At 39.4% G+C, this 25,690-nt stretch carries 30 protein-coding genes and 2 pseudogenes; 30 read left to right on the forward strand and 2 right to left on the reverse strand.

The window, feature by feature from the left end:
- Window positions 1-182 precede the first annotated feature (182 nt).
- Window positions 183-2,816 (forward strand): DNA polymerase I, encoded by a 2,634-nt coding sequence (gene polA, locus HT714_RS06875; protein ID WP_173224616.1) that lies wholly within the window; start codon window positions 183-185, stop codon window positions 2,814-2,816.
- Between the two features lie 84 nt (window positions 2,817-2,900).
- Complete coding sequence (locus HT714_RS06880) at window positions 2,901-3,338, forward strand: CoA-binding protein (protein ID WP_173224619.1); 438 nt, start codon at window positions 2,901-2,903, stop codon at window positions 3,336-3,338.
- A 173-nt stretch (window positions 3,339-3,511) separates the two neighbouring features.
- On the opposite strand, the gene HT714_RS06885 is transcribed toward HT714_RS06880, so the two are convergent.
- Window positions 3,512-4,522, reverse strand: coding sequence for a YeiH family protein (locus HT714_RS06885; RefSeq protein ID WP_173224622.1), 1,011 nt, complete (start codon window positions 4,520-4,522; stop codon window positions 3,512-3,514).
- A gap of 148 nt (window positions 4,523-4,670) precedes the next feature.
- On the opposite strand from HT714_RS06885, the gene HT714_RS06890 reads away from it, so the two are divergent.
- The 28 genes and pseudogenes from HT714_RS06890 (at window position 4,671) to comB (ending at window position 25,422) form a co-directional block, all read left to right on the forward strand.
- Window positions 4,671-5,840, forward strand: a complete 1,170-nt coding sequence (locus HT714_RS06890) for a pyridoxal phosphate-dependent aminotransferase (RefSeq protein WP_173224625.1) — start codon at window positions 4,671-4,673, stop codon at window positions 5,838-5,840.
- Entirely contained in the window at window positions 5,837-6,607 is a 771-nt protein-coding gene (recO, locus tag HT714_RS06895; protein ID WP_173224628.1) for a DNA repair protein RecO, read from the forward strand. The genes HT714_RS06890 and recO overlap by 4 nt, the downstream gene beginning before the upstream one ends.
- Window positions 6,604-7,596, forward strand: coding sequence for a phosphate acyltransferase PlsX (plsX, locus tag HT714_RS06900; RefSeq protein WP_050072407.1), 993 nt, complete (start codon window positions 6,604-6,606; stop codon window positions 7,594-7,596). Before recO ends, plsX begins: the two co-directional genes overlap by 4 nt.
- Window positions 7,597-7,601: 5 nt before the next feature.
- On the forward strand, window positions 7,602-7,835 hold the full coding sequence (locus tag HT714_RS06905; RefSeq protein WP_000136446.1) for an acyl carrier protein: 234 nt from the start codon (window positions 7,602-7,604) through the stop codon (window positions 7,833-7,835).
- Window positions 7,836-8,168: 333 nt separating this feature from the next.
- Entirely contained in the window at window positions 8,169-9,338 is a 1,170-nt protein-coding gene (locus tag HT714_RS06910; protein WP_173224631.1) for an N-acetylmuramoyl-L-alanine amidase family protein, read from the forward strand.
- Window positions 9,339-9,490: 152 nt separating this feature from the next.
- Window positions 9,491-9,637 (forward strand): smi_0057.1 family bacteriocin-like peptide, encoded by a 147-nt coding sequence (locus HT714_RS06915; protein ID WP_000425304.1) that lies wholly within the window; start codon window positions 9,491-9,493, stop codon window positions 9,635-9,637.
- Between the two features lie 564 nt (window positions 9,638-10,201).
- Window positions 10,202-11,017 (forward strand): GHKL domain-containing protein, encoded by an 816-nt coding sequence (locus tag HT714_RS09730; RefSeq protein ID WP_240148112.1) that lies wholly within the window; start codon window positions 10,202-10,204, stop codon window positions 11,015-11,017.
- Complete coding sequence (locus tag HT714_RS06925; RefSeq protein WP_173224636.1) at window positions 11,014-11,745, forward strand: response regulator transcription factor; 732 nt, start codon at window positions 11,014-11,016, stop codon at window positions 11,743-11,745. The genes HT714_RS09730 and HT714_RS06925 overlap by 4 nt, the downstream gene beginning before the upstream one ends.
- 243 nt (window positions 11,746-11,988) lie before the next feature.
- The gene (locus tag HT714_RS06930; protein WP_000658221.1) at window positions 11,989-12,117 is read left to right on the forward strand and encodes a smi_0059.1 family bacteriocin-like peptide; all 129 of its coding nucleotides are present in this window, start codon (window positions 11,989-11,991) and stop codon (window positions 12,115-12,117) included.
- Between the two features lie 11 nt (window positions 12,118-12,128).
- On the forward strand, window positions 12,129-12,269 hold the full coding sequence (locus HT714_RS06935; RefSeq protein ID WP_001004581.1) for a hypothetical protein: 141 nt from the start codon (window positions 12,129-12,131) through the stop codon (window positions 12,267-12,269).
- 110 nt (window positions 12,270-12,379) lie between these two features.
- Window positions 12,380-12,562: a class IIb bacteriocin, lactobin A/cerein 7B family gene (locus HT714_RS06940; RefSeq protein ID WP_000435077.1), complete on the forward strand. Its 183-nt coding sequence runs from the start codon at window positions 12,380-12,382 to the stop codon at window positions 12,560-12,562.
- 240 nt (window positions 12,563-12,802) lie between these two features.
- Entirely contained in the window at window positions 12,803-13,003 is a 201-nt protein-coding gene (locus tag HT714_RS06945; protein ID WP_001055966.1) for an SPPN_00645 family bacteriocin-like peptide, read from the forward strand.
- Window positions 13,004-13,195: 192 nt separating this feature from the next.
- Complete coding sequence (gene blpU / locus HT714_RS06950) at window positions 13,196-13,426, forward strand: bacteriocin-like peptide BlpU (RefSeq protein ID WP_049512844.1); 231 nt, start codon at window positions 13,196-13,198, stop codon at window positions 13,424-13,426.
- Between the two features lie 2 nt (window positions 13,427-13,428).
- The gene (locus HT714_RS09865) at window positions 13,429-13,554 is read left to right on the forward strand and encodes a PncF family bacteriocin immunity protein (RefSeq protein WP_007284823.1); all 126 of its coding nucleotides are present in this window, start codon (window positions 13,429-13,431) and stop codon (window positions 13,552-13,554) included.
- Window positions 13,555-14,161: 607 nt separating this feature from the next.
- Window positions 14,162-14,749 (forward strand): recombinase family protein, encoded by a 588-nt coding sequence (locus HT714_RS06955; protein ID WP_173251707.1) that lies wholly within the window; start codon window positions 14,162-14,164, stop codon window positions 14,747-14,749.
- Window positions 14,750-14,947: 198 nt separating this feature from the next.
- Window positions 14,948-16,183, forward strand: a complete 1,236-nt coding sequence (locus HT714_RS09870; protein WP_173251709.1) for a CAP domain-containing protein — start codon at window positions 14,948-14,950, stop codon at window positions 16,181-16,183.
- A gap of 46 nt (window positions 16,184-16,229) precedes the next feature.
- Window positions 16,230-17,654 (forward strand): N-acetylmuramoyl-L-alanine amidase family protein, encoded by a 1,425-nt coding sequence (locus tag HT714_RS06965; protein WP_173251711.1) that lies wholly within the window; start codon window positions 16,230-16,232, stop codon window positions 17,652-17,654.
- Between the two features lie 29 nt (window positions 17,655-17,683).
- Window positions 17,684-18,730, forward strand: coding sequence for a DUF6287 domain-containing protein (locus tag HT714_RS06970; protein ID WP_173251713.1), 1,047 nt, complete (start codon window positions 17,684-17,686; stop codon window positions 18,728-18,730).
- A 491-nt stretch (window positions 18,731-19,221) separates the two neighbouring features.
- A complete protein-coding gene (locus tag HT714_RS06975) occupies window positions 19,222-19,350 on the forward strand; it encodes a smi_0059.1 family bacteriocin-like peptide (RefSeq protein ID WP_000658223.1) in 129 nt (42 codons plus the stop codon).
- Window positions 19,351-19,361: 11 nt separating this feature from the next.
- Window positions 19,362-19,517: a hypothetical protein gene (locus tag HT714_RS06980; protein ID WP_001004584.1), complete on the forward strand. Its 156-nt coding sequence runs from the start codon at window positions 19,362-19,364 to the stop codon at window positions 19,515-19,517.
- A gap of 34 nt (window positions 19,518-19,551) precedes the next feature.
- Window positions 19,552-19,746 (forward strand): class IIb bacteriocin, lactobin A/cerein 7B family, encoded by a 195-nt coding sequence (locus tag HT714_RS06985; protein WP_000180815.1) that lies wholly within the window; start codon window positions 19,552-19,554, stop codon window positions 19,744-19,746.
- 236 nt (window positions 19,747-19,982) lie between these two features.
- Window positions 19,983-20,150 (forward strand): class IIb bacteriocin, lactobin A/cerein 7B family, encoded by a 168-nt coding sequence (locus HT714_RS06990; RefSeq protein ID WP_173251716.1) that lies wholly within the window; start codon window positions 19,983-19,985, stop codon window positions 20,148-20,150.
- 3 nt (window positions 20,151-20,153) lie between these two features.
- Window positions 20,154-20,368, forward strand: a pseudogene (locus HT714_RS09745) (bacteriocin immunity protein).
- Between the two features lie 80 nt (window positions 20,369-20,448).
- Window positions 20,449-20,628 carry a hypothetical protein gene (locus HT714_RS09750; protein ID WP_240148113.1) on the forward strand — a complete coding sequence of 60 codons (180 nt, stop codon included), beginning with the start codon at window positions 20,449-20,451 and terminating at the stop codon, window positions 20,626-20,628.
- Between the two features lie 77 nt (window positions 20,629-20,705).
- Entirely contained in the window at window positions 20,706-20,936 is a 231-nt protein-coding gene (locus HT714_RS06995; protein WP_173251719.1) for a bacteriocin immunity protein, read from the forward strand.
- Between the two features lie 472 nt (window positions 20,937-21,408).
- Entirely contained in the window at window positions 21,409-21,597 is a 189-nt protein-coding gene (locus HT714_RS09755; protein WP_240148114.1) for a hypothetical protein, read from the forward strand.
- A gap of 309 nt (window positions 21,598-21,906) precedes the next feature.
- A complete protein-coding gene (gene comA / locus HT714_RS07000) occupies window positions 21,907-24,060 on the forward strand; it encodes a peptide cleavage/export ABC transporter ComA (RefSeq protein ID WP_173251721.1) in 2,154 nt (717 codons plus the stop codon).
- Window positions 24,061-24,072: 12 nt separating this feature from the next.
- Window positions 24,073-25,422: a competence pheromone export protein ComB gene (gene comB / locus HT714_RS07005; RefSeq protein ID WP_173251723.1), complete on the forward strand. Its 1,350-nt coding sequence runs from the start codon at window positions 24,073-24,075 to the stop codon at window positions 25,420-25,422.
- Window positions 25,423-25,590: 168 nt separating this feature from the next.
- Here comB and HT714_RS09760 read toward each other — a convergent pair.
- A pseudogene (locus HT714_RS09760) lies at window positions 25,591-25,690 on the reverse strand (undecaprenyl-diphosphatase); the annotation flags it as partial.

The raw sequence follows: 25,690 nt of genomic DNA on the forward strand, positions 1-25,690 counted from the left end.
TTGGTTGGGCTAATGCCCGGATGTCTGAGAATCATCCTTTTCCTCCTTTTATTATACCACAGTTTTAAATCTAAGTTTGCTAGATTCACTGCTACTATCTATTTATTCGGAAAAAGTTTGAAAAATACTTGCTCTGGCTCTTTCCAATGGTATTTTTTGGTGCTTTCCTTTATAATGGGTGTATGGATAAGAAAAAATTATTATTGATTGATGGGTCTTCTGTTGCTTTTCGGGCGTTTTTTGCGCTCTATCAACAGTTGGACCGTTTTAAGAATGCGGCTGGTTTGCATACCAATGCGATTTATGGCTTTCAGTTGATGTTGAGCCATTTGTTGGAACGGGTTGAGCCGAGTCATATTTTGGTGGCTTTTGATGCGGGAAAGACGACCTTCCGTACAGAGATGTATGCGGACTATAAGGGTGGTCGGGCTAAGACTCCTGATGAGTTTCGTGAGCAATTTCCTTTCATTCGTGAGTTGTTGGATCATATGGGAATTCGTCACTATGAGTTGGCTCAGTATGAGGCGGATGACATTATTGGGACACTAGATAAATTAGCTGAACAAGATGGTTTTGATATTACCATTGTCAGTGGGGACAAGGACTTGATTCAGCTGACGGATGAGCATACGGTGGTTGAAATTTCCAAAAAAGGTGTGGCTGAGTTTGAGGCCTTTACGCCAGAATATCTTATGGAAAAGATGGGCATTACACCGACTCAGTTTATCGATCTTAAGGCGCTTATGGGAGATAAGTCGGATAATATTCCTGGGGTGACCAAAATCGGTGAAAAGACGGGTATCAAGCTCTTGCTGGAGCATGGTTCGCTTGAGGGTATTTATGAAAATATCGATGGGATGAAGACTTCTAAGATGAAGGAAAATCTCATCAATGATAAGGAACAGGCCTTTTTGTCGAAAACACTGGCGACCATTGATACCAAGGCACCGATTGAGATTGGTTTGGAGGATTTGGTCTATAGTGGTCCAGATGTTGAAAATCTCGGGAAATTCTACGATGAGATGGGCTTCAAACAGCTCAAGCAGGCTTTAAATGTGTCGTCAGCTGATGTGGCTGAGAGTTTGGACTTTACTATTGTTGACCAAATCAGTCAAGATATGCTGACTGAAGAGTCTATCTTCCATTTTGAGCTTTTTGGTGAGAATTACCATACGGATGATTTGGTTGGTTTTGCTTGGTCTTGTGGAGATAAGCTCTATGCCACAGACAAGCTTGAGCTTTTGCAAGAGCCTATTTTTAAGGATTTTCTAGAAAAAACACCTCTGAGAGTTTATGACTTTAAGAAGGCTAAAGTTCTCTTGAATCGTTTGGGTATTGATTTGCAGGCACCTGCTTTTGACAGCCGTTTGGCTAAATATCTCCTTTCGACTGTGGAGGACAATGAAATTGCGACCATCGCTAGTCTTTATGGTCAGACTTATTTGGTTGATGATGAGACTTTCTATGGTAAGGGAGTCAAGAAGGTCATTCCTGGACGCGAGAAATTCTTGGAACATTTGGCTCGTAAGCTTGCTGTGTTGGTCGAAACAGAGCCTGTTTTGCTTGAAAAACTTAGCGAAAATGGGCAGTTAGAGCTTCTTTATGATATAGAGCAACCTCTGGCCTTTGTCCTTGCCAAGATGGAAATCGCTGGGATTAAGGTTAAAAAAGAAACCTTGCTTGAGATGCAGGCTGAAAATGAGCTTGTCATTGAAAAACTAACTCAGGAGATTTACGAACTGGCTGGTGAGGAGTTTAATATCAACTCGCCTAAGCAGTTGGGCGTACTTCTCTTTGAAAAATTGGGACTTCCTCTAGAATACACTAAGAAAACCAAAACTGGATACTCGACAGCGGTGGATGTGTTGGAGCGTCTAGCTCCTATTGCGCCAATTGTTAAGAAAATTCTTGACTACCGTCAGATTGCTAAGATTCAATCTACCTATGTAATTGGCTTGCAGGACTGGATTTTGGCTGATGGAAAGATCCACACGCGCTATGTGCAGGATTTGACTCAGACTGGGCGTCTGTCTAGTGTGGATCCAAACTTGCAAAATATTCCTGTGCGTTTGGAACAGGGGCGTCTCATTCGTAAGGCTTTTGTGCCAGAGTGGGAGGATAGTGTCCTTCTCAGCTCGGACTATTCACAGATTGAATTACGCGTTTTGGCGCATATTTCTAAGGATGAGCACTTGATTAAGGCTTTCCAAGAGGGGGCAGATATCCATACTTCGACAGCCATGCGGGTCTTTGGCATTGAGCGTCCTGAGGATGTGACTGCAAACGACCGTCGCAATGCCAAGGCAGTTAACTTTGGAGTGGTTTACGGGATTTCAGATTTTGGTTTGTCTAATAATCTGGGTATTAGTCGTAAGGAAGCCAAAGACTACATTGACACCTACTTTGAACGCTTCCCAGGTATTAAAAACTATATGGATGAAGTGGTGCGTGAGGCGCGTGATAAGGGCTATGTAGAGACCCTCTTCAAGCGTCGCCGTGAGTTGCCAGATATCAATTCGCGAAACTTTAATATTCGTGGTTTTGCAGAGCGGACAGCTATCAACTCTCCTATCCAGGGTTCGGCAGCAGATATTCTCAAGATTGCTATGATCCAGCTGGATAAAGCCTTGGTTGCAGGTGGTTATCAGACTAAGATGCTGTTACAAGTGCACGATGAAATCGTCCTTGAAGTGCCTAAATCTGAATTGGTAGAGATGAAAAAATTGGTGAAACAAACCATGGAAGAAGCCATTCAACTCAGTGTTCCTCTTATCGCAGATGAGAATGAAGGGGCAACCTGGTACGAGGCTAAATAAAAAGGGGGCTAGTCCTCCTTTTTTGTAGTAGAATTCTGCAAGCCTTTTCAAATTGTGCTATACTGATGAAAAAGGAGGATTTCTATGAGTCAAGAATTTATCAATCCAAGTGATGGCGTGATTCGTCAGTATCTAACAGCGAGTAAAACCCTTGCTGTGGTGGGCTTGTCAGACCGTGAAGAAACAACTAGCAATCGAGTGACCAAGGAAATGCAGGCTCGGGGTTATAAAATCATCCCAGTCAATCCCAAGGCGGCAGGTGGTGAAATCTTGGGTGAGAAGGCTTATGCTAGCCTAGCGGAGATTCCTTTTCCTGTAGATATTGTCAATGTTTACCGTCGCAGTGAGTTTTTGCCAGATGTGGCGCGTGATTTTCTCAAGGCTGATGCCAAGATTTTTTGGGCACAGCTAGGACTTGAAAGTCTAGAAGCGGAAGAGATTTTGCGTGCTGGTGGATGCGATGACATTGTGATGAATCGCTGCATCAAGAGAGAACATACTCGCTTAATTGAGGAAGCATAAGAAAAGGTAGCTGGTGGGCTACCTTTTGTGTTATACTCAATGAAAGTCAAAGAGCAAACTAGCCGCAGGCTGCTCAAAACACTGTTTTGAGGTTGTAGATAAGACTGACGAAGTCAGTCACATATATACGGCAAGGCGACGTTGACGTGGTTTGAAGAGATTTTCGAAGAGTATTAGAAAATGCCGATAAGGGTCTGCATACCAAGACTGGTGAGGATGATGGCAATCCAACAGATGGCTCCGAGAACAATGGATTTTCCACTGGATTTGACCATAGCTAGCAGATTGGTTTTGAGTCCGATAGCACTCATGGCCATGATAATGAGGAATTTGGAGAGTTGTTTGAGAGGGGTAAAGAAACTACTAGACACACCGAGAGAGGTCAGAAGGGTGGTTAGGAGCGATGCAAGGATGAAGTAAAGGATAAAAAGAGGGAAGACTTTTTTCAGTTGTAATCCTTGCTTATTTTTTTGTTCACGACTTTGCCAGTAGGAGAGAAAGAGAGTGATGGGGATGATAGCCAGAGTACGTGTGAGTTTGACAATGGTTGCGGATTCGAGGGTATTGGTCTGGTAGAGACTGTCCCAGGCGCTGGCGGTAGCCGTTACAGAGGAAGTATCGTTGACCGCAGTTCCTGCAAAGAGGGCGAAGCCGTCATTGGATAGATGAAGCCAGGTACCTAGAGTTGGAAAGATGAGTGCAGCCAAGACATTGAAGAAAAAGATCACGGAGATGGCTTGGGCTACTTCCTTTTCCTTAGCGTGGATAACAGGCGCTGTCGCCGCAATGGCAGAACCCCCACAGATAGAAGAACCTACTCCAATCAAGGTAGCCAGTTTTGTGTCCAGTGTAAAGAAGCGCTGGAAGAGGTAGGCAACAATCAAGGCTATTGAAATGGTGGACAGGATGACAGGGAGTGAAGATTGCCCAACTGCGAAGACTTGCGAGATATTGAGACCAAAACCAAGCAAGATAACGGCATACTGGAGCAATTTTTTAGAACTAAAGGTCAATCCCGCATCCAGTTGTTTATAGGGCGAGAGAAAGGGATGTAGGAGCATGCCTATGAAAATGGCAAACACGGGTGCGCCAATAACAGGGAAGAATCCTCCTAAGTACCAAGATACGATAGAAATGAGAAGGCAGGCCAAGATACCTGCTTCATTTTTTGATAGAAATGACATAAGAACCTCCAAATAGAATCTGTTACCATTATAGACCTGTTAACAGGAAAAGTAAAATAGAAAGTGGAAAGCTATTCTCTAATGTATTTTTGCGGTCGGGGGGCTTTTGTAGTATAATAGAGATACGTTTTGAAAGTAGGAGGTATCTATGGATTTAACTAAGCGCTTTAATAAACAGTTAGATAAGATTCAAGTTTCGTTGATTCGTCAGTTTGACCAGGCTATTTCGGAGATTCCTGGGGTCTTGCGTTTGACCTTGGGGGAACCTGATTTTACAACGCCAGATCATGTCAAGGAGGCGGCTAAGCGAGCGATTGATCAGAACCAATCCTACTATACAGGGATGAGTGGCCTGCTGACTCTACGTCAGGCAGCCAGTGACTTTGTTAAGGAAAAGTACCAACTGGACTATGCTCCTGAAAATGAAATCTTGGTTACAATTGGGGCGACAGAGGCCTTATCTGCTACTTTGACAGCTATTTTGGAAGAGGGAGACAAGGTGCTCTTGCCAGCTCCTGCTTATCCGGGTTATGAACCGATTGTCAATCTAGTTGGGGCAGAGGTTGTCGAGATTGATACAACTGAAAATGGGTTTGTCTTGACTCCTGAAATGTTGGAGAAGGCCATTTTGGAGCAAGGTGACAAGCTCAAGGCGGTTATTCTCAACTATCCAGCTAATCCGACAGGAATTACCTATAGTCGGGAGCAGTTGGAAGCCTTGGCAGATGTTTTACGCAAGTACGAGATTTTCGTTGTCTGTGATGAGGTCTACTCAGAATTGACCTATACAGGGGAAGCCCATGTATCTCTAGGAACGATGTTGAGAGACCAGGCTATCATTATCAATGGTTTGTCGAAATCGCATGCTATGACTGGTTGGCGTTTGGGTCTGATTTTCGCTCCTGCGGCCTTCACAGCCCAGTTGATTAAGAGTCACCAGTATTTGGTTACTGCTGCAAATACCATGGCTCAACACGCTGCGGTGGAAGCCTTGACGGCTGGTAAAAATGATGCGGAACCTATGAAAAAGGAATACATCCAGCGTCGGGACTATATCATCGAGAAAATGACTGCTCTTGGTTTTGAGATTATCAAACCAGACGGTGCCTTCTATATCTTTGCTAAGATTCCAGCGGGCTATAATCAAGATTCCTTTGACTTTCTCAAGGATTTTGCTCAGAAGAAGGCCGTTGCCTTTATCCCTGGAGCTGCCTTTGGGCGTTACGGAGAAGGCTATGTGCGTCTGTCTTATGCAGCCAGCATGGAGACGATCAAAGAAGCCATGAAACGACTTGAGGAGTACATGAGAGAAGCATGATTCAGTCTATCACGAGTCAAGGCTTGGTGCTCTACAATCGCAATTTTCGTGAGGATGACAAGCTAGTCAAGATTTTTACTGAGCAGGCTGGTAAGCGGATGTTTTTCGTCAAACATGCTGGCCAGTCCAAACTGGCTCCTGTTATTCAGCCCTTGGTGCTGGCACGATTTCTCTTGCGAATCAATGATGATGGGCTCAGTTACATTGAGGACTATCATGAGGTGATGACCTTTCCCAAGATTAATAGCGATCTTTTTGTCATGGCTTATGCGACCTATGTGGCAGCTCTTGCAGATGCTAGTTTGCAGGATAATCAGCAGGATGCTCCCTTGTTTGCTTTTTTACAAAAGACTTTGGAGTTGATGGAAGCAGGTTTGGATTATCAGGTTTTGACCAATATTTTTGAAATCCAAATCTTGACCAGATTTGGGATCGGCCTCAATTTTAATGAGTGTGTCTTCTGCCATCGGGTCGGTCAGGCTTTTGACTTTTCTTTCAAATATGGAGCCTGCCTCTGTTCAGACCATTATCATGAAGATGAGAGACGTTGCCATCTCAATCCCAATATCCCTTATCTGCTCAATCAGTTTCAAGCCATTGATTTTGAGACCTTGGAGACCATTTCGCTCAAGCCTGAAATCAAGCAAGAGCTACGCCAATTTATGGATCAACTCTACGAAGAGTACGTTGGGATTCACCTAAAATCAAAGAAATTTATTGATTCCCTAGCAGACTGGGGACAATTACTAAAAGAGGAAAACAAATGAAAAAAATCGCAGTAGATGCCATGGGAGGCGATTACGCACCCCAAGCCATCGTTGAGGGTGTAAATCAAGCCCTAGCTGACTTTTCAGATATCGAGGTTCAACTCTACGGAGATGAAGCTAAAATCAAGCAATATCTAACAGCAACAGAGCGCGTCAGCATTATCCATACGGATGAGAAGATTGATTCAGACGATGAACCTACGAGAGCTATTCGGAAGAAGAAAAATGCCAGTATGGTCTTGGCGGCTAAGGCTGTCAAAGATGGAGAGGCAGATGCTGTCCTATCGGCTGGGAATACAGGTGCTTTACTAGCAGCAGGATTCTTTATCGTGGGTCGTATCAAGAATATTGATCGTCCTGGGCTTATGTCAACATTGCCAACTATTGATGGGAAAGGTTTTGACATGCTGGACCTCGGTGCTAATGCAGAAAATACAGCCCAGCATCTCCATCAATACGCGGTTCTAGGTTCCTTCTATGCTAAAAATGTCCGTGGAATTGCGCAACCACGTGTTGGCTTACTTAACAACGGAACAGAGAGTAGCAAGGGTGACCCGCTTCGTAAGGAAACTTACGAATTACTAGCAGCTGATGAAAGTTTGAACTTTATCGGAAACGTGGAAGCGCGTGATTTGATGAATGGCGTTGCGGATGTTGTCGTGGCAGATGGTTTCACGGGAAACGCTGTGCTCAAATCCATTGAAGGAACAGCCATGGGAATCATGGGCTTGCTCAAGACAGCTATTACAGGTGGTGGTCTCCGAGCGAAACTAGGCGCACTCCTTCTCAAGGACAGCCTCAGAGGTTTGAAAAAACAGCTCAACTATTCAGATGTTGGTGGAGCGGTCTTGTTTGGTGTTAAGGCACCGGTTGTCAAGACTCATGGCTCAAGCGATGCCAAGGCTGTTTATAGTACGATTCGCCAGATTCGTACCATGCTAGAAACAGACGTAGTTGCCCAGACTGCGCGTGAATTTTCAGGAGAATAAAAGAGATGACAGAAAAAGAAATTTTTGACCGTATTGTAACCATTATCCAAGAGCGACAGGGAGAGGATTTTGTCGTGACAGAATCCTTGAGTCTGAAAGACGACTTGGATGCTGACTCAGTTGACTTGATGGAGTTTATCTTGACGCTGGAAGATGAATTTAATATCGAAATCAGCGACGAAGAAATTGACCAACTGCAGAGCGTAGGAGATGTGGTTAAAATCATTCAAGGAAAATAGCAATAGGAGTTCCAAGGCATTTGCTTTGGAATTTTTTATTTGCTTTAAATGACCGTTTAGGAACAGATTTAGTCTTTCTAGGGACAGGAGAAATCTGAGGACAAATAGGGGATATAATGGAGTTAGAAAAAATTAATCTCCAAAAAGGAGAAAAAGAAAGGATTTTTATAGAGTTATAGCAATATGGTATAGCTCAAAATACAATTCGTAGATATTGGTAATATTGTCTAATTTTTCACAATATTATTGACTTTGACAATGAAAAGTATTAGAATATAGCTAAATAAAGAGGGGAAGCCCTCTTATAGCTGTTCAATAAAGGAGGAAATAGCTATGAAAAAATCTAAATTACTTACTCTTGGTTTGCTTGCAGGTGCTGGTCTGCTTTTATCTATCAACCAAGCACAGGCTGCAGATACTTGGGTTAAAAATGGTGCTGACTGGAATCTTTCTCAAGATGGCAGTCTAGCTAAGGATAAATGGGTACAAAATGCTGGCTCATGGTATCACTTCGACAGCACTGGTAAAATGCAGACAGGCTGGCTCAAAGACGGTGATACTTGGTATTCACTAGCAGATAGTGGCGCCATGCGTACTGGCTGGTACAAGGAAGGAAATACATGGTACTCACTAGCAAATAGTGGTGCTATGCGTACAGGTTGGTACAAAGAAGGATCTACATGGTATTACCTCAAAGACAGTGGCGCTATGGCAACAGGATGGGCGACTGCAAATGGTAAATGGGCTTACTTTGAAAAATCAGGTGCTATGGTCGCAGACAGAGCTGTTCCAGCCAGTGATGGGGAAAGTTATGTCATTGGTAAGGATGGCTATCTAGCAAATAGAAAAGATGCTGGATACAATATTCATGATATTGTCAAACTTGGAGATGGGCAAGAATATTTGCTAAATGCTAAAGGTGACGATGTTATTATTGAAAAAAACACTTGGTATATCAGACCAGAGTTCCAGAAGTTTTCTAACAAATATGGGGATGAGGTTGCAAATACTACCTTAGCTTTAGTGGATAATAAAGAAGAAGGACAAGAAATTGATCCTAAGGCAGTTGTACAGAACTTCCAAAACTTACCAAATCGCTACTACTTTGATGAAAATGGACATCGTGTGGTTAATATCCCAGCAATGACAACCTATTCAGAGATTAAAAAAGTTGGTAATGATGCCTATTTAGAAAATCCAGGTGCACGACTTCGTCTTGGAGCTACCCACTTTACAATCAATAACAATAAACTATACTATTTAGAAAATGAGCAAGGTAAGCTCAAAACAGGTTACTTTGTATTAATTGATGATGGTATGGCTACAACCCACTATCACATCCTAGCCTATGCGGATCAATCTGGTGAAATTCTTAAGATGAAACGCTTGCCATCAGGAGTTTCAGATTATCTGGATAAAGAAATCGATGGTTTATATGGTGAAAAAATTAAAATTGAATCTCCACACTCAAACGAATATTATAAAGTGGTTGTGGTTAAATAAAAATAACATCTTCACAACTAATCGTTAACACTCTAACCAATATACCATTTTCAGGAGGCTTTAGATTTCTTGTATTTTAAAAGGAAACTAAAGCCTTTTGTAGATGGAACAGGGGATAGAGTTATCTATAAAATAATGAAAAGGAGTCTGTCATGGAAATGAAAAATACATTTGTAGAATTGGAACAATTTGAAGAGTTAACCCCAGAGGTATTGGAGGAAGTGAATGGTGGAGGGATTTTTGAAGATACTGTAAAATGGTGCAATAAATTATTTGGTACGGGTAGACACGTTGCTTAAATTCACAGTATTAGTTAGAGATTAGATTTATTTATGCTTATTTTAGAATTCTTATTTTCTGTGATATATCTACTGTTGGTAGTCGTTTCAACCATAGTTCCTACTATTTATTTGGGCGCTCAAATTTCCCCAGAATTTTATAAAAAACGTTATTGGATACTTATATTTTTAATTAGTTTATCTGCTCGTCAAACATTTGGAGAATTATTTCATATAGGAGTTCTTATCTACTTTTACTGTATTTTTTTATTAGTATTGCACAAGGGAAAAGGGGAATCTCTTTTTCTTTCTCTGTATCTTTTTCTCTTCTTTCAAAGTATTCGTTATTTATTTTTGACAATTTGGATTCGTGTATTATCTGGTGAGCATTGTTGTTTCGTAGATTCGTTTTCTACTTTATATATATCTATATTTGATTTATTATCAATCTTTCTATGTTGTAAAATTATGAAGCGTTGGTCTTTGGATTTGGATTTATTCTTTTCAGATACTTTTAAAACCCACTATCGTAAGAGCTTTTTCATTATCCTACCTCTGACTGGATTTAGGATATTCTCTTCGTTCATGACCAATAGAAATAGTTCTTTTTACGTTCGCTTTGACACGACCATTTCTCTCCTGATTTTCATTCTCTTTTTCTCCTGGCTCTTTTATATCAGACACTTAGAGCAGGTTTATCGTGATGAGCAGACCATTCAGAGACAGGAAGAAGAAAATCGTTCCTTGCAAGGGATGGTGGATAAGTTGGGTCATCTCTATGATGAGGTTCGAGGTTTCCGTCATGATTTTGCAGGGATTGTCGCCAGCATGGAGCCTGCCATAGCTAATCAAGATATGACTGAGGTTTCTACTATTTATCAAGATGTCTTTCTAAAGACCAATGAAAAGCTGAGAAAGGCGGACTACACGGCCTTTAATCTTCATAATATCCAAGATATAGCCATTCGCAATACCTTGGCAAAAGCCATGATTGTGGCAGATAATCAAGGAATTCATTTTAGTTTGGAGACGGTGGGGATTGTCGAAGAGCTGGCATTGCCGATGTTGGAGGCTATCCGTATCCTCTCTATCCTCACGACAAATGCCTTAGAAGCAGCCAGTGAGGCGGAAAATCCGCAGATTCGGGTTGCTTTGTTGGCAAGTGATAGGAGTGTTCGTTTTATCATTGAAAACACTCGTAAGAAAGAAGAACTGAATCCCATCATTCTCAGTCAAAAGGGTTACTCTACCAAGGGAAACCACAGTGGACTGGGCTTAGCAACCTTGGAAGATATGGTTTTCCATTATGATTTGAACTTAGATACCCAGCTAGGAGAGACGACTTTTAGACAAGATTTAGAATTGCCATTTAAGGATGAGAAACGAGGGGGAGAGGAATGAGAATTTTAGTTTTGGAAGACGATAGAGTTCAGCAGGGACGTATAGAGCAGACTTTACTAGATATCGGTCGCTCTCGCAATTTAAGATTGGAAATTGATATTGCTAAAAGCTATGGAGATGTTGAAAAGTATTCTCAGTATTTTGACCATTACCAACTCTATTTATTGGATTTAGAGATTGATGGAGAGCGTGAACGGGGCTTTCAGGTTGCTCAACAGGTTCGGGAGCGGGATCCTTTTACAAGCATTGTCTTTGTGTCCACGCACTCGGAGGCCTTACCTCTAGCTTTTCGCTACCACTTATCTGCCTTGGATTTTATTTCCAAGGATCAGCCAGAGGCGGACTACTGTCATCAGCTGGAGCGCTGTCTGGACTATGTACTGGCAGTGGACAAGAGGGAAAATATGCGTCTCTTCACCTATAGTTTTGAGGGAAGACGGGGCTTTACTCTGCCCTACCATGAGATTTTAGCCTTTGAAACCTCAGTGGAATCCCATCGTATCAAGGTCTACTATGCCAATCATTCTATCAAGACCATTTATGGCAGTCTTAAGGATATAGCTGCCAAGGCTGAAAAAGATTACTTTATCTATGCCAATCGCAATACGTTGGTCAGTTTACAGGCCATTGAAGAGATGACTGCCACAGAAGTGACCTTGTTAGAAGGCTTGCATTTCCCTGTATCACGAACAGCCAGAAGAACTCTAAAAAAACACCTTAATGTCTAATATCTGTTAGATTTGAATGAATTTATCAATAAGAATGTCGGAAAATTTTCTGATATTCTTATTTTTTTAACTTTTTTTCGAATAGATAAGTAAGAGGAAACAGAAAGGAGCCTAGTTCATGTTTATATCAATGTTCTACCCATGGTTCACTGAGTTATTTTTTAAATAAAATTTAATTTAGTTGTACGTTTTCGAAATTTTTTTCGAATAGATAAGTGAGAAGAAAAAGAAAGGAATAAAATAATGAAAGAACATTATTACGGATTTGTTGAGCTAACTTCGGAAGAATTGACCGATATTCAAGGTGGAGAAAATTGGACGAAGACCCTTGTAGATTGGTACATTGGATTTCGTAGAGGTTTTGGTTTTTAGGAGGATAAGAGATGAATGAAATGAATGATAAGTATACTATTGAAGTATTAAAGGAAAGCGACTTAGCCTTGCTGGTGGGTGGTAGTGAGGCAAGTTACCAACATGGTTTAATGGTGGGGTTCATTTTACGTCGTGCATTATTTGGATTCTAAGATAATATTTAGAGAGTGAAGCTTACCTACAACAATGAACAGAATATATGAAAAAGGAAATACAAATAACTACCTTTTTCAATTGTTAAGAATCAAAAAAGGAGAATAAGATGGAACAAATTAAAAATATGGAAAATAATTTTCATGTAATGAGTCATGAGGAATTGGCCGATGTAGAAGGAGGCTTGCTATTTGGTCTGGTAGTAGTTGGAGGAGTCGCAATTGCAGGAACATTTTTATTGGGTGCGGTAGATGGTGCTTCAGGAGCACATGCTAAGCGTCGTGGACGTTAACAGGGAAGGAAGAGCGCTGATGGAACGCATAATAGAAAGTTGGATTACTAGGGTAGAGAATTTTTACAGTTTGCAGTCAATTCCTGTGAAAGTATTCATTTTCATAGTTGGAGTAGTTGGGATTTATGCTTTAGGGACATTACTTTTAGGACCGGTTTATTGGGCGGGGCAGAAGTTTGGCGAAACAATTTACAATTATTTGTTTCAATAAAAAATTATAGATAAAGAGGAACAGACATAATGAATATGATAAAAATTGAAGAAAAATTTACAAGTCTTACAGAAAAAGATTTGGCAACAGTAGAGGGTGGTCGAGTGTCATGGAGAGGTAATATTAACATCGATGTCCACAAAGTGATTGATAGTACGGGAAGATTTTTCGGTGGTATCTATAATGCTGGTAGATCATTTGGGCGAAATGTTTACAATGCATTTTATTAATATAGTTTATTAAAATGAATATCATATATTATATTTTTGAATTCGTTTTCGAATAGATAAATAAGAGGAATACAGGGAATGATTATTTCAGTAATTCAAGATTTGGATGAAACAATTTAATAAACACTGCTATACCAAACTTGTCAAGTTTGCAACAAGACAAGCATTAAAATAAAAAAGGAGGCATTCGTTATGAATACAAAAACGATGTCACAATTTGAAATTATGGATACTGAGATGCTCGCTTGCCTTGAAGGTGGCGGATGCAATTGGGGAGATTTTGCCAAAGCAGGTGTTGGAGGAGGAGCAGCACGAGGTCTTCAGCTAGGAATTAAAACAGGAACATGGCAAGGTGCAGCAACTGGTGCTGCGGGAGGAGCTATACTTGGAGGTGTGGCATATGCAGCGACATGTTGGTGGTAATTATGGATTTTAAAAGTTTTATTATTGGTTTAGTAGTTGGTATATTTGGTCCCTATATGGATGATTTAATTAGAAAAAAATTTTTAAAGTCTTCGGAGAAGAAAACAGAAAAATTTGTCAAAAAATAATCAAAACGATAAATGATGAATCTGATTCAAAATTATCTTGCACATGTAAAGAGGACCATCTCTCCTCTTATCAGGTAAATAGGAATCTTGCAGTAGCGAATCAAAAAAGGAGTAACTATGAATCGTAATTTAGAACGGTGTTATCTATTCTGACTATGAATAGATCATACCAGAGGTGGCTTATAAATAGCGGGGACATTAGAAATTGAAGTAACTTTAAATAGGATGTCGTAAATGTTGCTATCAATGATTTATTTGTCCCAAGCTTGCCTAGGGTGTCAGTAAAAAATCAATTTCCTTTCAAAATAGCATATTTTTAGTAGGTAGGACGTTTGTTCTGCCTATTTTTTGCTAAAAAGTGCAGTTGAAGTGTCTATTTGCATCATTTGGAGTTTTACATGTATTTTTGATAAAAAATAGGTATAGAAATTAGGAAAGTTGAAGAAAAGGAATGAAGAAGGTCTTAGTTTGTGATTTTTTACATACTTTTAAGTCTTGATGAAGTAGTTTGAACTAATATATAATTGCTAGAAATTGAATACACTACTCCTTGAGGGCATTTTGCCCTCTTTTATATTTTACAATAAGTGTAAAAAGGAGAGTTTTTATGAGTTACGGTTATGTTCGAGTATCTACAAAAGAACAAAATATTGATAGGCAATTTTCAGCCTTAGTAGAAAACAAATTATCAAAAGAAAATATTTTTATTGATTACGTTTCAGGAAAAGATTTTGACAGAATGGAATATCAAAAATTATTAACTACCTTGAAAGAGAATGATGAATTGGTTATTAAATCAATTGATAGGTTGGGAAGAAACTATGATGAAATTTTAGAACAATGGCAAGCAATTACTAAGAAAAAGAAAGTAAATATAACTGTTTTAGATTTCCCCTTATTAAATACAAAGAATAGCAATGATAATATCACAGGAAAACTAATCTCCGATATCGTTTTACAAGTCCTATCTTATGTGGCACAGTTTGAAAGAGAACAAATCAAACAAAGACAAAGGGAAGGAATACGGGAAGCACAGAAAAAAGGGAAGAAATTCGGTAGACCAAAATTGATTGTCCCGAATAATCTCCCTGATGTGATAGCTCAATATAAGAAAAAAGAAATAACCTTACGAGAAGGTGCAGACATCTTAGGAGTATCAAAAAGCACCTTTCATAATTGGATAAAGAATTCATAGTTCTTGTCAAAAAACCTAGGATTTTTTGGACAGAAAATACAGTCTATTTTAGAAGCGTTTTCGTTAGAAAAAAGGTTCTAAAATCCAGCATTTTGACCAATTATTATTACACTTTCATTTTATCAAGTTTGTCCAAAAAAGTCTAGATTTTAGGACAAACTGATTACTTTACAATAAATAAAAATAGAGGGACACGAAATGGACACCAAAGCTAAAAAGTTCACACTTGCAACGATTTCAGCTCTATCACTTCTTGGGGTAGGAATTGTTACATCACAATCAGTAGCTGCTAATGATAGGCTGGTTTCCACTCAAGCAATCAATGGTCAATCCTACAATATCTTAAACTCTGAGGTCACTAGTACTTCTTCTGGTACTACTCTAGTTGGGATTGAAGGGACTTTCTTAACGCCAGATAAACAGGCTATCTTAGATCGTATCAATGCTATTCGAAAAGAGGCAGCAGATGAAGGTCTAGTTACTAGCTATGTTCCGATCAAATGGTCAACTGAACTAGAAAAAACAGCCTTCGTTCGGGCAGTAGAAGCTTCTGTAACTAGGCATCATAAACGTTTATCTAATAAAGATATTTGGAGTGCCTGGCCTTCAGGGAATTTTTCACTAGCCGAAAACTTAGCTTGGAACTATGATGGATTTATGACAGCTATTAATCAATGGTATGACGAAAAAGCAGATTACGTCAAATCTCGTAGTGGGGCAAGTGTATCTGGTCAAACTGGACACTACGAATCCTTAATCAATTCAGAATTGACCTATATGGGTTTGGCAGCCTTTGAAAACCCTGTCACTAAAAATGGATGGATTACCGTTGCACAAAGTTTCGGAACAGCATCTGGTGGCTCTGAAGAATTAGCTGGCGGTTATGGAAAAGCCATTCAATACACAGAAGTCGATTCTTCTCAAATTCAAACATTTGCGACCAAGGCGAATCTTTTTGACAAAGATTTGAAGGCTATCGGAACTCATACCAGTAAGAAAACAAAACAAGGTAAGTCTAACGGGACTAATAAACCAGGTTTCTTTTTTCAAATGCAAGATATTGGTAGGGGTATGGGTTTTTGGCGACAATCGGGCTCTCGTTGGTGGTTTATGCAACTTGATGGGTCTTACCCTTACAATCAGTGGGCAAAATTAGATAATATCTGGTATCACTTCGATAGTTCAGGTTGGATGCAAACAGGCTGGATAAAAGACAACGGCACGTGGTACTATCTCGACGGTTCAGGTGCTATGAAGACTGGTTGGTTCAAAGATAATGGTAGCTGGTATTATCTTGATAGCTCAGGGGCTATGAAAACAGGCTGGATGAAGGTATCTGGTAAATGGTACTATGCCTATAGCTCTGGTGCACTCGCAATCAATACGACGACCCCTGATGGCTACCGTGTCAATTACAACGGTGAGTGGGTCTAGGATAAGATTATAAAAAATAGATAAAAAGAAAAGGAATACAAAAATTATGAAAAAAATCGTTTTAACGACTACAGCAGTTTTATCACTCCTAGCAACAGGAGCTACAATTTCAAGTGTCAATGCCATAAGTGGCGTCCCGATGATCAAGTTCTGGTCTCCTGCAGCTAATGCTTATGTTGAAGAACCTGCTCCTGGTTATCGTGATACAGATTTAGTCGCAACAGATGTGACTCTTGTAGAGAAAAGAGAAGCAAAAGGTAAAGAAAAATTAACAGATGTTTTATCTGCTTCAAAGTCAAAAACTAATTTTGTAACGGTTAATTGGGTAGATAATGCTTATAGACAAGAATTCTCTAAGCAATTTGCAAGTTTTGAATCCAATTATCTCGCTAGATTCAACGGTAAAACAATTGTCTTTAAAGCAACAGACTATGGTATCTATACCATGAAGTTTGAATTAGATGGAGTTCGTTACAAACTAACAGCCGATGTTAGAGAAAACGTAGGGAAAGGGGCACCTTTTTACACTTATGTGACCAAACTAGAAGTCTTATCAAATAATCAAGCAAATATTATCTCAAATACGAGTACTGAAAAACAAATAGAAGCAACAATTACAAAGGTTGAAATTCATCATTTTGGAGTTAATTTTGAAGGTGTACTCTCAGAGCCACTACAACACGGAGGAGATAATGCAGCTAGAGGAAATGTTACTCTAATTGATAAGGCTAGCGGAAAGATTGTCTACCAACATAATAATGATGTCATCTTTAGTGGTCTAACTAATGACGTCAACGACCAATTTCTTTTACCTTTAATCTATAGCAATAAATTTAAAGGGGATGTTTTCGATATCAGACAGTTTCCTGCTGGAACATATATCTTGGAGATGTCAGGAGAGGCAGGTTCTCCACACGATCACTCAGTTGACAACAGAAAACGTGTCTTTAAAGCTAGAAAAGAGGTGACTTTCGGAAATCCTTCAACAAATTCAAATACTAACACAATAACTCAATCAGGTTCGAATTCATCTAGCTCGTCAACTTCTACAAGTTCGTCATCTGGAAACTATTCTAACACGGATACAACCATGACGACCCATCAGTCTAAATCTACTTGGATGTATTCGAATGGTCGCTGGTGGTATAAACACGAAGATGGCACTTATACAACTAATGACTGGGAAAAAATCAATGGTGTTTGGTATCGTTTTGATAACTCTGGTTGGATGCAAACTGGCTGGGTAAAAGACAACGGCACGTGGTACTATCTCGACGGCTCAGGTGCGATGAAGACAGGTTGGGTCAAAGATAACGGTAGCTGGTACTACCTTCAAGATTCAGGAGCTATGAAAACAGGCTGGATGAAAGTATCTGGCAAATGGTACTATGCCTATAGCTCTGGTGCACTCGCAATCAATACAACTACACCTGACGGTTATCGTGTCAATTACAACGGTGAGTGGGTATAAAAACAATTTCAAATTGTAAGATTAAACATATGAAAAAATTATTTCTATTCAGTATTAGTATATTAGCTATCTCTATTTTAACGGCTTGCCAACATCAGAGTGAAAACACTTCTGCAACAAGTTCTGGAGCAATTGCTTCAAGTACTAGTTCAACTTCTTCTACATCGGAAGAGAAGAAACCTGATTACACCCTATATAATCCTGTTCTTAAAGAATATGCCAAAGTATTAGATGGTTCGTCAACTTCACATACAGAGATCAATTCAAAAGCAAACTTAAAAAATGGTTATCCTAACGAATATTATGGATTACAGTATAGCTTGTATGATTTAGACCAAGACGGTACGGACGAACTTTTGATTGCCCTAAAAATGGATTCTAACTATTACGATTTATTAGATATTCGAACTCTTAAAAATGGTGAAGTTATTCGACTGACCAATGCAGAAAACAATCTGGACTTTATTGGAGAGCGAGTACATTTTAATCCTTTAGAAAATGGTTATTTTCAATTATCTACCCGAGTATCTACTAATCAAATCCAACTTAAACTATACAAGTTAAATCAGGATGGAACACTGTTAGAACTAGTTATGGAATCAGATACAGAAGAGGGACTGGGGACAAAACCACCTTCCCTTGACATAAGATCTTTCTTTTGGAAATCTGTCACAAGTCTCATAAATGGAGAAACAAGCCTTCCGTCAGAAAGTAAAGGGATGGATATTACTGCAATTCAAAATGGAGATTTTTCTAGTGTCTCAGGAACTTGGAGGAATCGTTCAGGTATTGAATTTACTTTCGACAAAAATGGTTTAGTAAGTGATAAGTCCAAAATTTCAATTGAACATGCTAAAGAAATTGACCACTATCTTAAGGCAAATTCTGTTTCTAAAGATGGAGGTGCTGGTGCAGCTATTGCCTTTTTACCAGCAGGAATCCCTATAACCATGTCTGTCACCTCTTCTTCAGATAATGGCTATACTGACTCGTCTGATATTACACAAGACCGCTTATGGTTTGGACACCAACTTATCAATGGTAGTACCGAGGGATTTTTTTACAAGGTAGAATAGTTTTAATAGACTTACAAATTTATCAATAAGAATGTCGGAAAATTTTCTGATATTCTTATTTTTTTGGATTCTTTCTCGAATAGATAAGTAAGAGGAAAAAGGAAGGAGCCTAGTTCATGTTTATATCAATGTTCTACCCATGGTTCACTGAGTTATTTTTTAAATAAATTTAATTTAGTTGTACATTTTTGAATTGTTTTTCGAATAGATAAGTAAGAGGAAAAAGAAAGGAGTCTGGTTTATGTATCTACCAATTTTCTATTCATGGTACATTAAATTATTTTTCAAATAAATTTTGATTTAGTTGTTTATTTTCGAATTCTTTTTCGAATAAATAAGTGAGAGGAAAAGGAAAGGAGTTTGCTTCATGTATCTACCAATTTTCTATCCATGGTTTACTAAATTATTTTTCAAATAAATTTAATTAGTTGTACATTTTCGAATTGTTTTTCGAATAGATAAGTAAGAGGAAAAAAGAAAGGAATAAAATAATGAAAGAACATTACTATGGATTTGTTGAGCTAACTTCGGAAGAATTGACCGATATTCAAGGTGGAGAAAATTGGGTGAAGACCCTTGCAGATTGGTACATTGGATTTCGTAGAGGTTTTGGTTTTTAGGAGGATAAGAGATGAATGAAATGAATGATAAGTATACTATTGAAGTATTAAAGGAGAGCGACTTAGCTTTGCTGGTGGGTGGTAGCAAGGAAAGTTATCAACGGGGTCTAATTACAGGTCTATTGTTACGCGGTATATTTATTGGAACCCCATTTTTTAGAAGATAAGATTTAGAAAAAATAGAACAAGAGGAGAAAAAAGATGACAAATTTTGACAAAATGGAACAGAACTTTGTAGCTCTTACAGAAGAAGAGTTGATGGATGTGGATGGGGGAGCATTGCCTCTTGTAATCGCCGGAGTGTCTATCTGGAAGATAGGTGCAGCAGTAGCAGGTGGAGCAGCAGCGCTTTTTGCTGGAGGAGCAGCTTTGGGGTATTATGCGAATAGACCATAATCTGATTGTAGTCAGAGAGGCATTTCTATGTTTTTAAAAAAAGAAGTGATATTATTAGGGGTATTGTTATCGCTACGTATTATTTTTACTGTCGTTCAAATTTTAATTGACTATAAAATATTATCTGGACAGTATAGTATGAATTTTATGGATGTCTCAGAAGTATTTACCTATCCAATACTCATTTTAATCATTTACATAGCAATAAAATATAATACAAAGGGGTAATGACGACTATGAACTTAGAACAATTTTATCAATTATCTAACGATGAATTAGTGGGAACAAAAGGTGGTTTTGGTCTTGCGGAAGCAGTTGGGATTGCAGGAGTACTGAATGCTGCTGTACAAATTTTTAATGCTGGTTACAAATTCGGTTCAGATTTGGCTCGTCGTGGGCGTTAGATAATGAACAGTTGCAACCTTAATCTTAATACATTGTTACCTAAACTAGCCACTATATGTCCTTTGTTGGGAATAACTCTTAATGTCGCGCTTCACGTGATTCGTACAGGTTCGTTAGTATCCTTTAATTGGCAATGGACTTTAGTTGGTTTGCTTTTCGCAGGATATTTTGGTATTTTCGCAAAGATTTGTCAAAAAATAATCAAAACTATAAATGAAGAACATGAATCAAAAGGATTTTGTGTATATGAATGGTAGCGTTTTTCCGCCATTCTTGTCAGGTAAATAGGAGCTTTCTATGAAAACATTTTTATTAGGCTTTACTGAGGGTTATTTTACCGTATCGCTCATAATCTACATCGTAACGTATTTGATTTTGAAAAATCCAATCAATATCCTATTTTATTCAGAAATTTACCCCGTTTTATTTGGGCTCTTTTATCTAGGATATAAGGTCAATAAAAAGCGAGTAGAGTAAACAGTTAAGAATGATTTGTTAGTCTGTGCTAAAATGACTAGGCTAGAATCTCAGAATGCATCACATTGGAGTTTAATATGAAATTTGTTAAATCAATACTGAAAGTTTGGCCTGAAATCATGGTATTACTTAGTTCAATGTCTTATATCATCATCAGATTAGTAGCTGACATAAATAAAGTATCTTTACCTACTTGGCTTGATAGTTTCAATATACCAACGATTGCATTATTTATGATGGTCTTCATTCTTTTATATAGAAGTAAAGAAAAAAGAATAGATAAATTTGAAGCAGTAGACGCTCTATAGGGAATAGGTGTCTTATAGTAACGAATCAACAAAAGGAGTAACTATGAATCGTAATTTAGAACGGTATAATCTATTCTGACTATGAATAGATCATACCATAGGTGGCTTAGAAATAGCAGGGACATTAAAAATTGAAGTAACTTTAAATAGGATGTCGTAAAGGTTACTATCAATGATTTATTTGTCCCAAGCTTGCCTAGGGTGTCAGAAAAAAATCATTTTCCTTTCAATAGCATATTTTTAGTAGGTAGGACGTTTGTTCTGCCTATTTTTTGCCAAAAAAAGTGTAGTTGAGGTGTTTATTTGGAGTTTTATACTCTTCGAAAATCAAATTCAAACCACGTCAGCGTCGCCTTACCGTACTCAAGTACAGCTTGCGGCTAGCTTCCTAGTTTGCTTTTTGATTTTCCTTGAGTATTACATGTATTTTTGATAAAATAGTTATAGAAATTAGGAGAGTTGAAGAAAAGAAATGAAGAAGATTTTAAAATATTTTTTAGTATTTGTTTTTCTATTTTTGATGAATATTTTCATCTTTAAGATACTAGCAACTCTGGGATTTCATCTGACAATGAGTGAAAAGAGTTATATTGTACCACCGCTGTTTTCGATTATCGTGTTGTATATGATTGACAAAAGAATTAGGAAGAAAAAGAAATAAATATATATTTTAGGCATGACGTTTGTTCTGCCTATTTTTTTATCCTAAAAGTGCATTTGGGAGGTAGATAGGCACATTTGGGAAGGAAGTCCAGTTTTTGTTTGGGGATTAGGGTAAGATAGTTGTTATCAGATGAGTTTATACTCTTCGAAAATCAAATTCAAACCACGTCAACGTCGCCTTGCCGTATATATGTGACTGACTTCGTCAGTCCTATCTACAACCTCAAAACAGTGTTTTGAGCAGCCTGCGGCTAGTTTCCTGGTTTGCTCTTTGATTTTCATTGAGTATTAGGAAAAGGAGATGAATATGAAATTTGGGAAACGTCACTATCGTCCGCAGGTGGATCAGATGGACTGCGGTGTAGCTTCATTAGCCATGGTTTTTGGCTACTATGGTAGTTATTATTCTTTGGCTCACTTGCGAGAATTGGCCAAGACGACCATGGATGGGACGACGGCCTTGGGCTTGGTCAAGGTGGCAGAGGAGATTGGCTTTGAGACGCGAGCCATTAAGGCGGATATGACGCTTTTTGACTTGCCAGATTTGACTTTTCCTTTTGTTACCCATGTGCTTAAGGAAGGAAAATTGCTCCACTACTATGTGGTGACTGGGCAGGATAAGGATAGCATTCATATTGCCGATCCAGATCCTGGGGTGAAATTGACCAAACTGCCACGTGAGCGTTTTGCGGAAGAATGGACAGGAGTGACTCTTTTTATGGCACCTAGTCCAGACTACAAGCCTCATAAGGATCAAAAGAATGGCCTGCTCTCTTTTATCCCTATATTAGTGAAGCAGCGTGGCTTGATTGCCAATATCGTTTTGGCGACACTCTTGGTAACCTTGATTAATATTGTGGGTTCTTATTATCTGCAGTCTATCATTGATACCTATGTGCCAGATCAGATGCGTTCGACGCTTGGGATTATTTCTATTGGGCTGGTTATCGTCTATATTCTCCAGCAGATTTTGTCTTACGCTCAGGAGTATCTCTTACTTGTTTTGGGGCAACGCTTGTCGATTGATGTGATTTTGTCCTATATCAAGCATGTTTTTCACCTGCCTATGTCCTTCTTTGCGACACGTAGAACAGGGGAAATCGTGTCTCGTTTCACAGATGCCAACAGTATCATTGATGCGCTGGCTTCGACCATTCTTTCGATTTTCCTAGATGTGTCAACGGTTGTCATTATTTCCCTTGTTTTATTTTCACAAAATACCAATCTCTTTTTCATGACCTTATTGGCACTTCCTATCTACACAGTGATTATCTTTGCCTTTATGAAGCCTTTTGAAAAGATGAATCGGGATACCATGGAAGCCAATGCGGTTCTGTCTTCTTCTATCATCGAGGACATCAACGGTATTGAGACTATTAAGTCCTTGACCAGTGAAAGTCAGCGTTACCAAAAAATTGACAAGGAATTTGTGGATTATCTGAAGAAATCCTTTACCTATAGTCGGGCAGAGAGTCAGCAAAAGGCTCTGAAAAAGGTTGCCCATCTCTTGCTTAATGTCGGCATTCTCTGGATGGGAGCTGTTCTGGTCATGGATGGCAAGATGAGTTTGGGGCAGTTGATTACCTATAATACCTTGCTGGTTTACTTTACCAATCCTTTGGAAAATATCATCAATCTGCAAACCAAGCTTCAGACAGCGCAGGTTGCCAATAACCGTCTAAATGAAGTGTATCTAGTAGCTTCTGAGTTTGAGGAGAAGAAAACAGTTGAGGATTTGAGCTTGATGAAGGGAGATATGACCTTCAAGCAGGTTCATTACAAGTATGGCTATGGTCGAGACGTCTTGTCGGATATCAATTTAACCGTTCCCCAAGGGTCTAAGGTGGCTTTTGTGGGGATTTCAGGGTCAGGTAAGACGACTTTGGCCAAGATGATGGTTAATTTTTACGACCCAAGTCAGGGAGAGATTAGTCTGGGTGGTGTCAATCTCAATCAGATTGATAAAAAAGCCCTGCGTCAGTATATCAACTATCTGCCTCAACAGCCCTATGTCTTTAACGGAACGATTTTGGAGAATCTTCTCCTTGGAGCCAAGGATGGGACGACACAGGAAGATATCTTACGGGCGGTTGAGTTGGCAGAGATTCGGGAGGATATCGAGCGCATGCCCCTGAATTACCAGACAGAATTGACTTCGGATGGGGCAGGGATCTCAGGTGGTCAACGTCAGAGAATTGCTCTGGCGCGTGCTCTCTTGACAGATGCGCCTGTTCTGATATTGGATGAGGCAACTAGCAGTTTGGATATTTTGACAGAGAAGCGGATTGTGGATAATCTCATGGCTTTAGATAAGACCTTGATTTTCATCGCTCACCGCTTGACCATTGCTGAGCGGACAGAGAAGGTTGTTGTCTTGGATCAGGGCAAGATTGTTGAAGAAGGAAATCATGCTGATTTGCTTGCACAGGGTGGATTTTATGCCCATTTGGTAAATAGCTAGAAAGAGGAGAGGATGAAACCAGAATTTTTAGAAAGTGCGGAGTTTTATAATCGTCGTTACCATAATTTTTCCAGTCGGGTGATTGTACCCATGTCCCTTCTGCTTGTGTTTTTATTTGGATTTGCAACATTTGCAGAGAAGGAGATGAGTTTGTCTACTAGAGCTACTGTCGAGCCTAGTCGTGTCCTTGCAAGTATCCAGTCTACTAGCAACAATCGTATTCTTGTCAATCATCTGGAAGAAAATAAGCTGGTTAAAAAGGGAGAACTGTTAGTTCAATATCAAGAAGGGGCAGAGGGTGTCCAAGCGGAGTCTTATGCCAGTCAGTTGGACATGCTTAAGGATCAAAAAAAGCAATTGGAGTATTTGCAAAAGAGCCTGCAAGAAGGGGAGAACCACTTTCCAGAGGAGGATAAGTTTGGCTACCAAGCCACCTTTCGCGACTACATCAGTCAAGCAGGCAGTCTTAGGGCTAGTACATCGCAACAAAATGAGACCATCGCGTCCCAGAATGCAGCAGCTAGCCAAACCCAAGCTGAAATCGGGAACCTCATCAGTCAAACAGAAGCTAAAATTCGCGATTACCAGACAGCTAAGTCAGCTATTGAAACAGGTGCTTCCTTGGCCAGTCAGAATCTAGCCTACTCTCTCTACCAGTCCTACAAGTCTCAGGGTGAGGAAAATCCGCAAGCTAAAGCTCAGGCTGTTGCGCAGGTTGAAGCACAGCTTTCTCAGTTAGAATCCAGTCTTGCTACTTACCGTGTCCAGTATGCAGGTTCAGGTACCCAGCAAGCCTATGCGTCAGGCTTAAGCAGTCAATTGGAGTCTCTCAAATCCCAACACTTAGCAAAGGTTGGTCAGGAATTGACCCTTCTAGACCAGAAAATCTTGGAGGTGGAGTCAGGTAAGAAGGTACAGGGAAATCTTTTAGACAAGGGGAAAATTACGGCGAGTGAGGATGGGGTGCTTCATCTTAATCCTGAGACCAGTGATTCTACCATGGTTGCAGAAGGTGCCTTACTAGCCCAACTCTATCCGTCCTTGGAAAAAGAAGGGAATGCCAAACTTACAGCTTATCTAAGTTCCAAAGATGTTGCTAGAGTCAAGGTCGGTGATTCTGTTCGCTATATGACGACTCATGATGCCAAGAATCAAATTTTCTTGGATTCTACGATTACAAGTATTGATGCGACAGCTACCAAGACTGAAAAAGGGAATTTCTTTAAAATCGAGGCGGAGACTAATCTAACTTCGGAGCAGGCTGAAAAACTTCGGTACGGGGTGGAAGGTCGTCTGCAGATGATTACGGGCAAGAAAAGTTACCTACGTTATTATTTGGATCAATTTTTGAACAAAGAGTAATGTTCGTGTTTTTGGAGTTAATGCTCAATGAAAATCAAAGAGCAAACTAGGAAGCTAGCCGCAGGCTGCTCAAAACACTGTTTTGAGGTTGCAGATAAAGCTGACGCGGTTTGAAGAGATTTTCTAAGAGTATAAAACCTTGAAGAGTTGGCCCTTCAAGGTTTTTTCTTATACAAATAATCGGACAAAGCTATAAAGCAATAAGATGCTACCAAGTACGATGCGGTATTTACCAAAAAGGGTAAAGTCGTGTTTTTTCACATAGCTT

The sequence above is a fragment of the Streptococcus sp. 3705 genome, assembly GCF_013277145.1.
Classification (GTDB): Bacteria; Bacillota; Bacilli; order Lactobacillales; family Streptococcaceae; genus Streptococcus.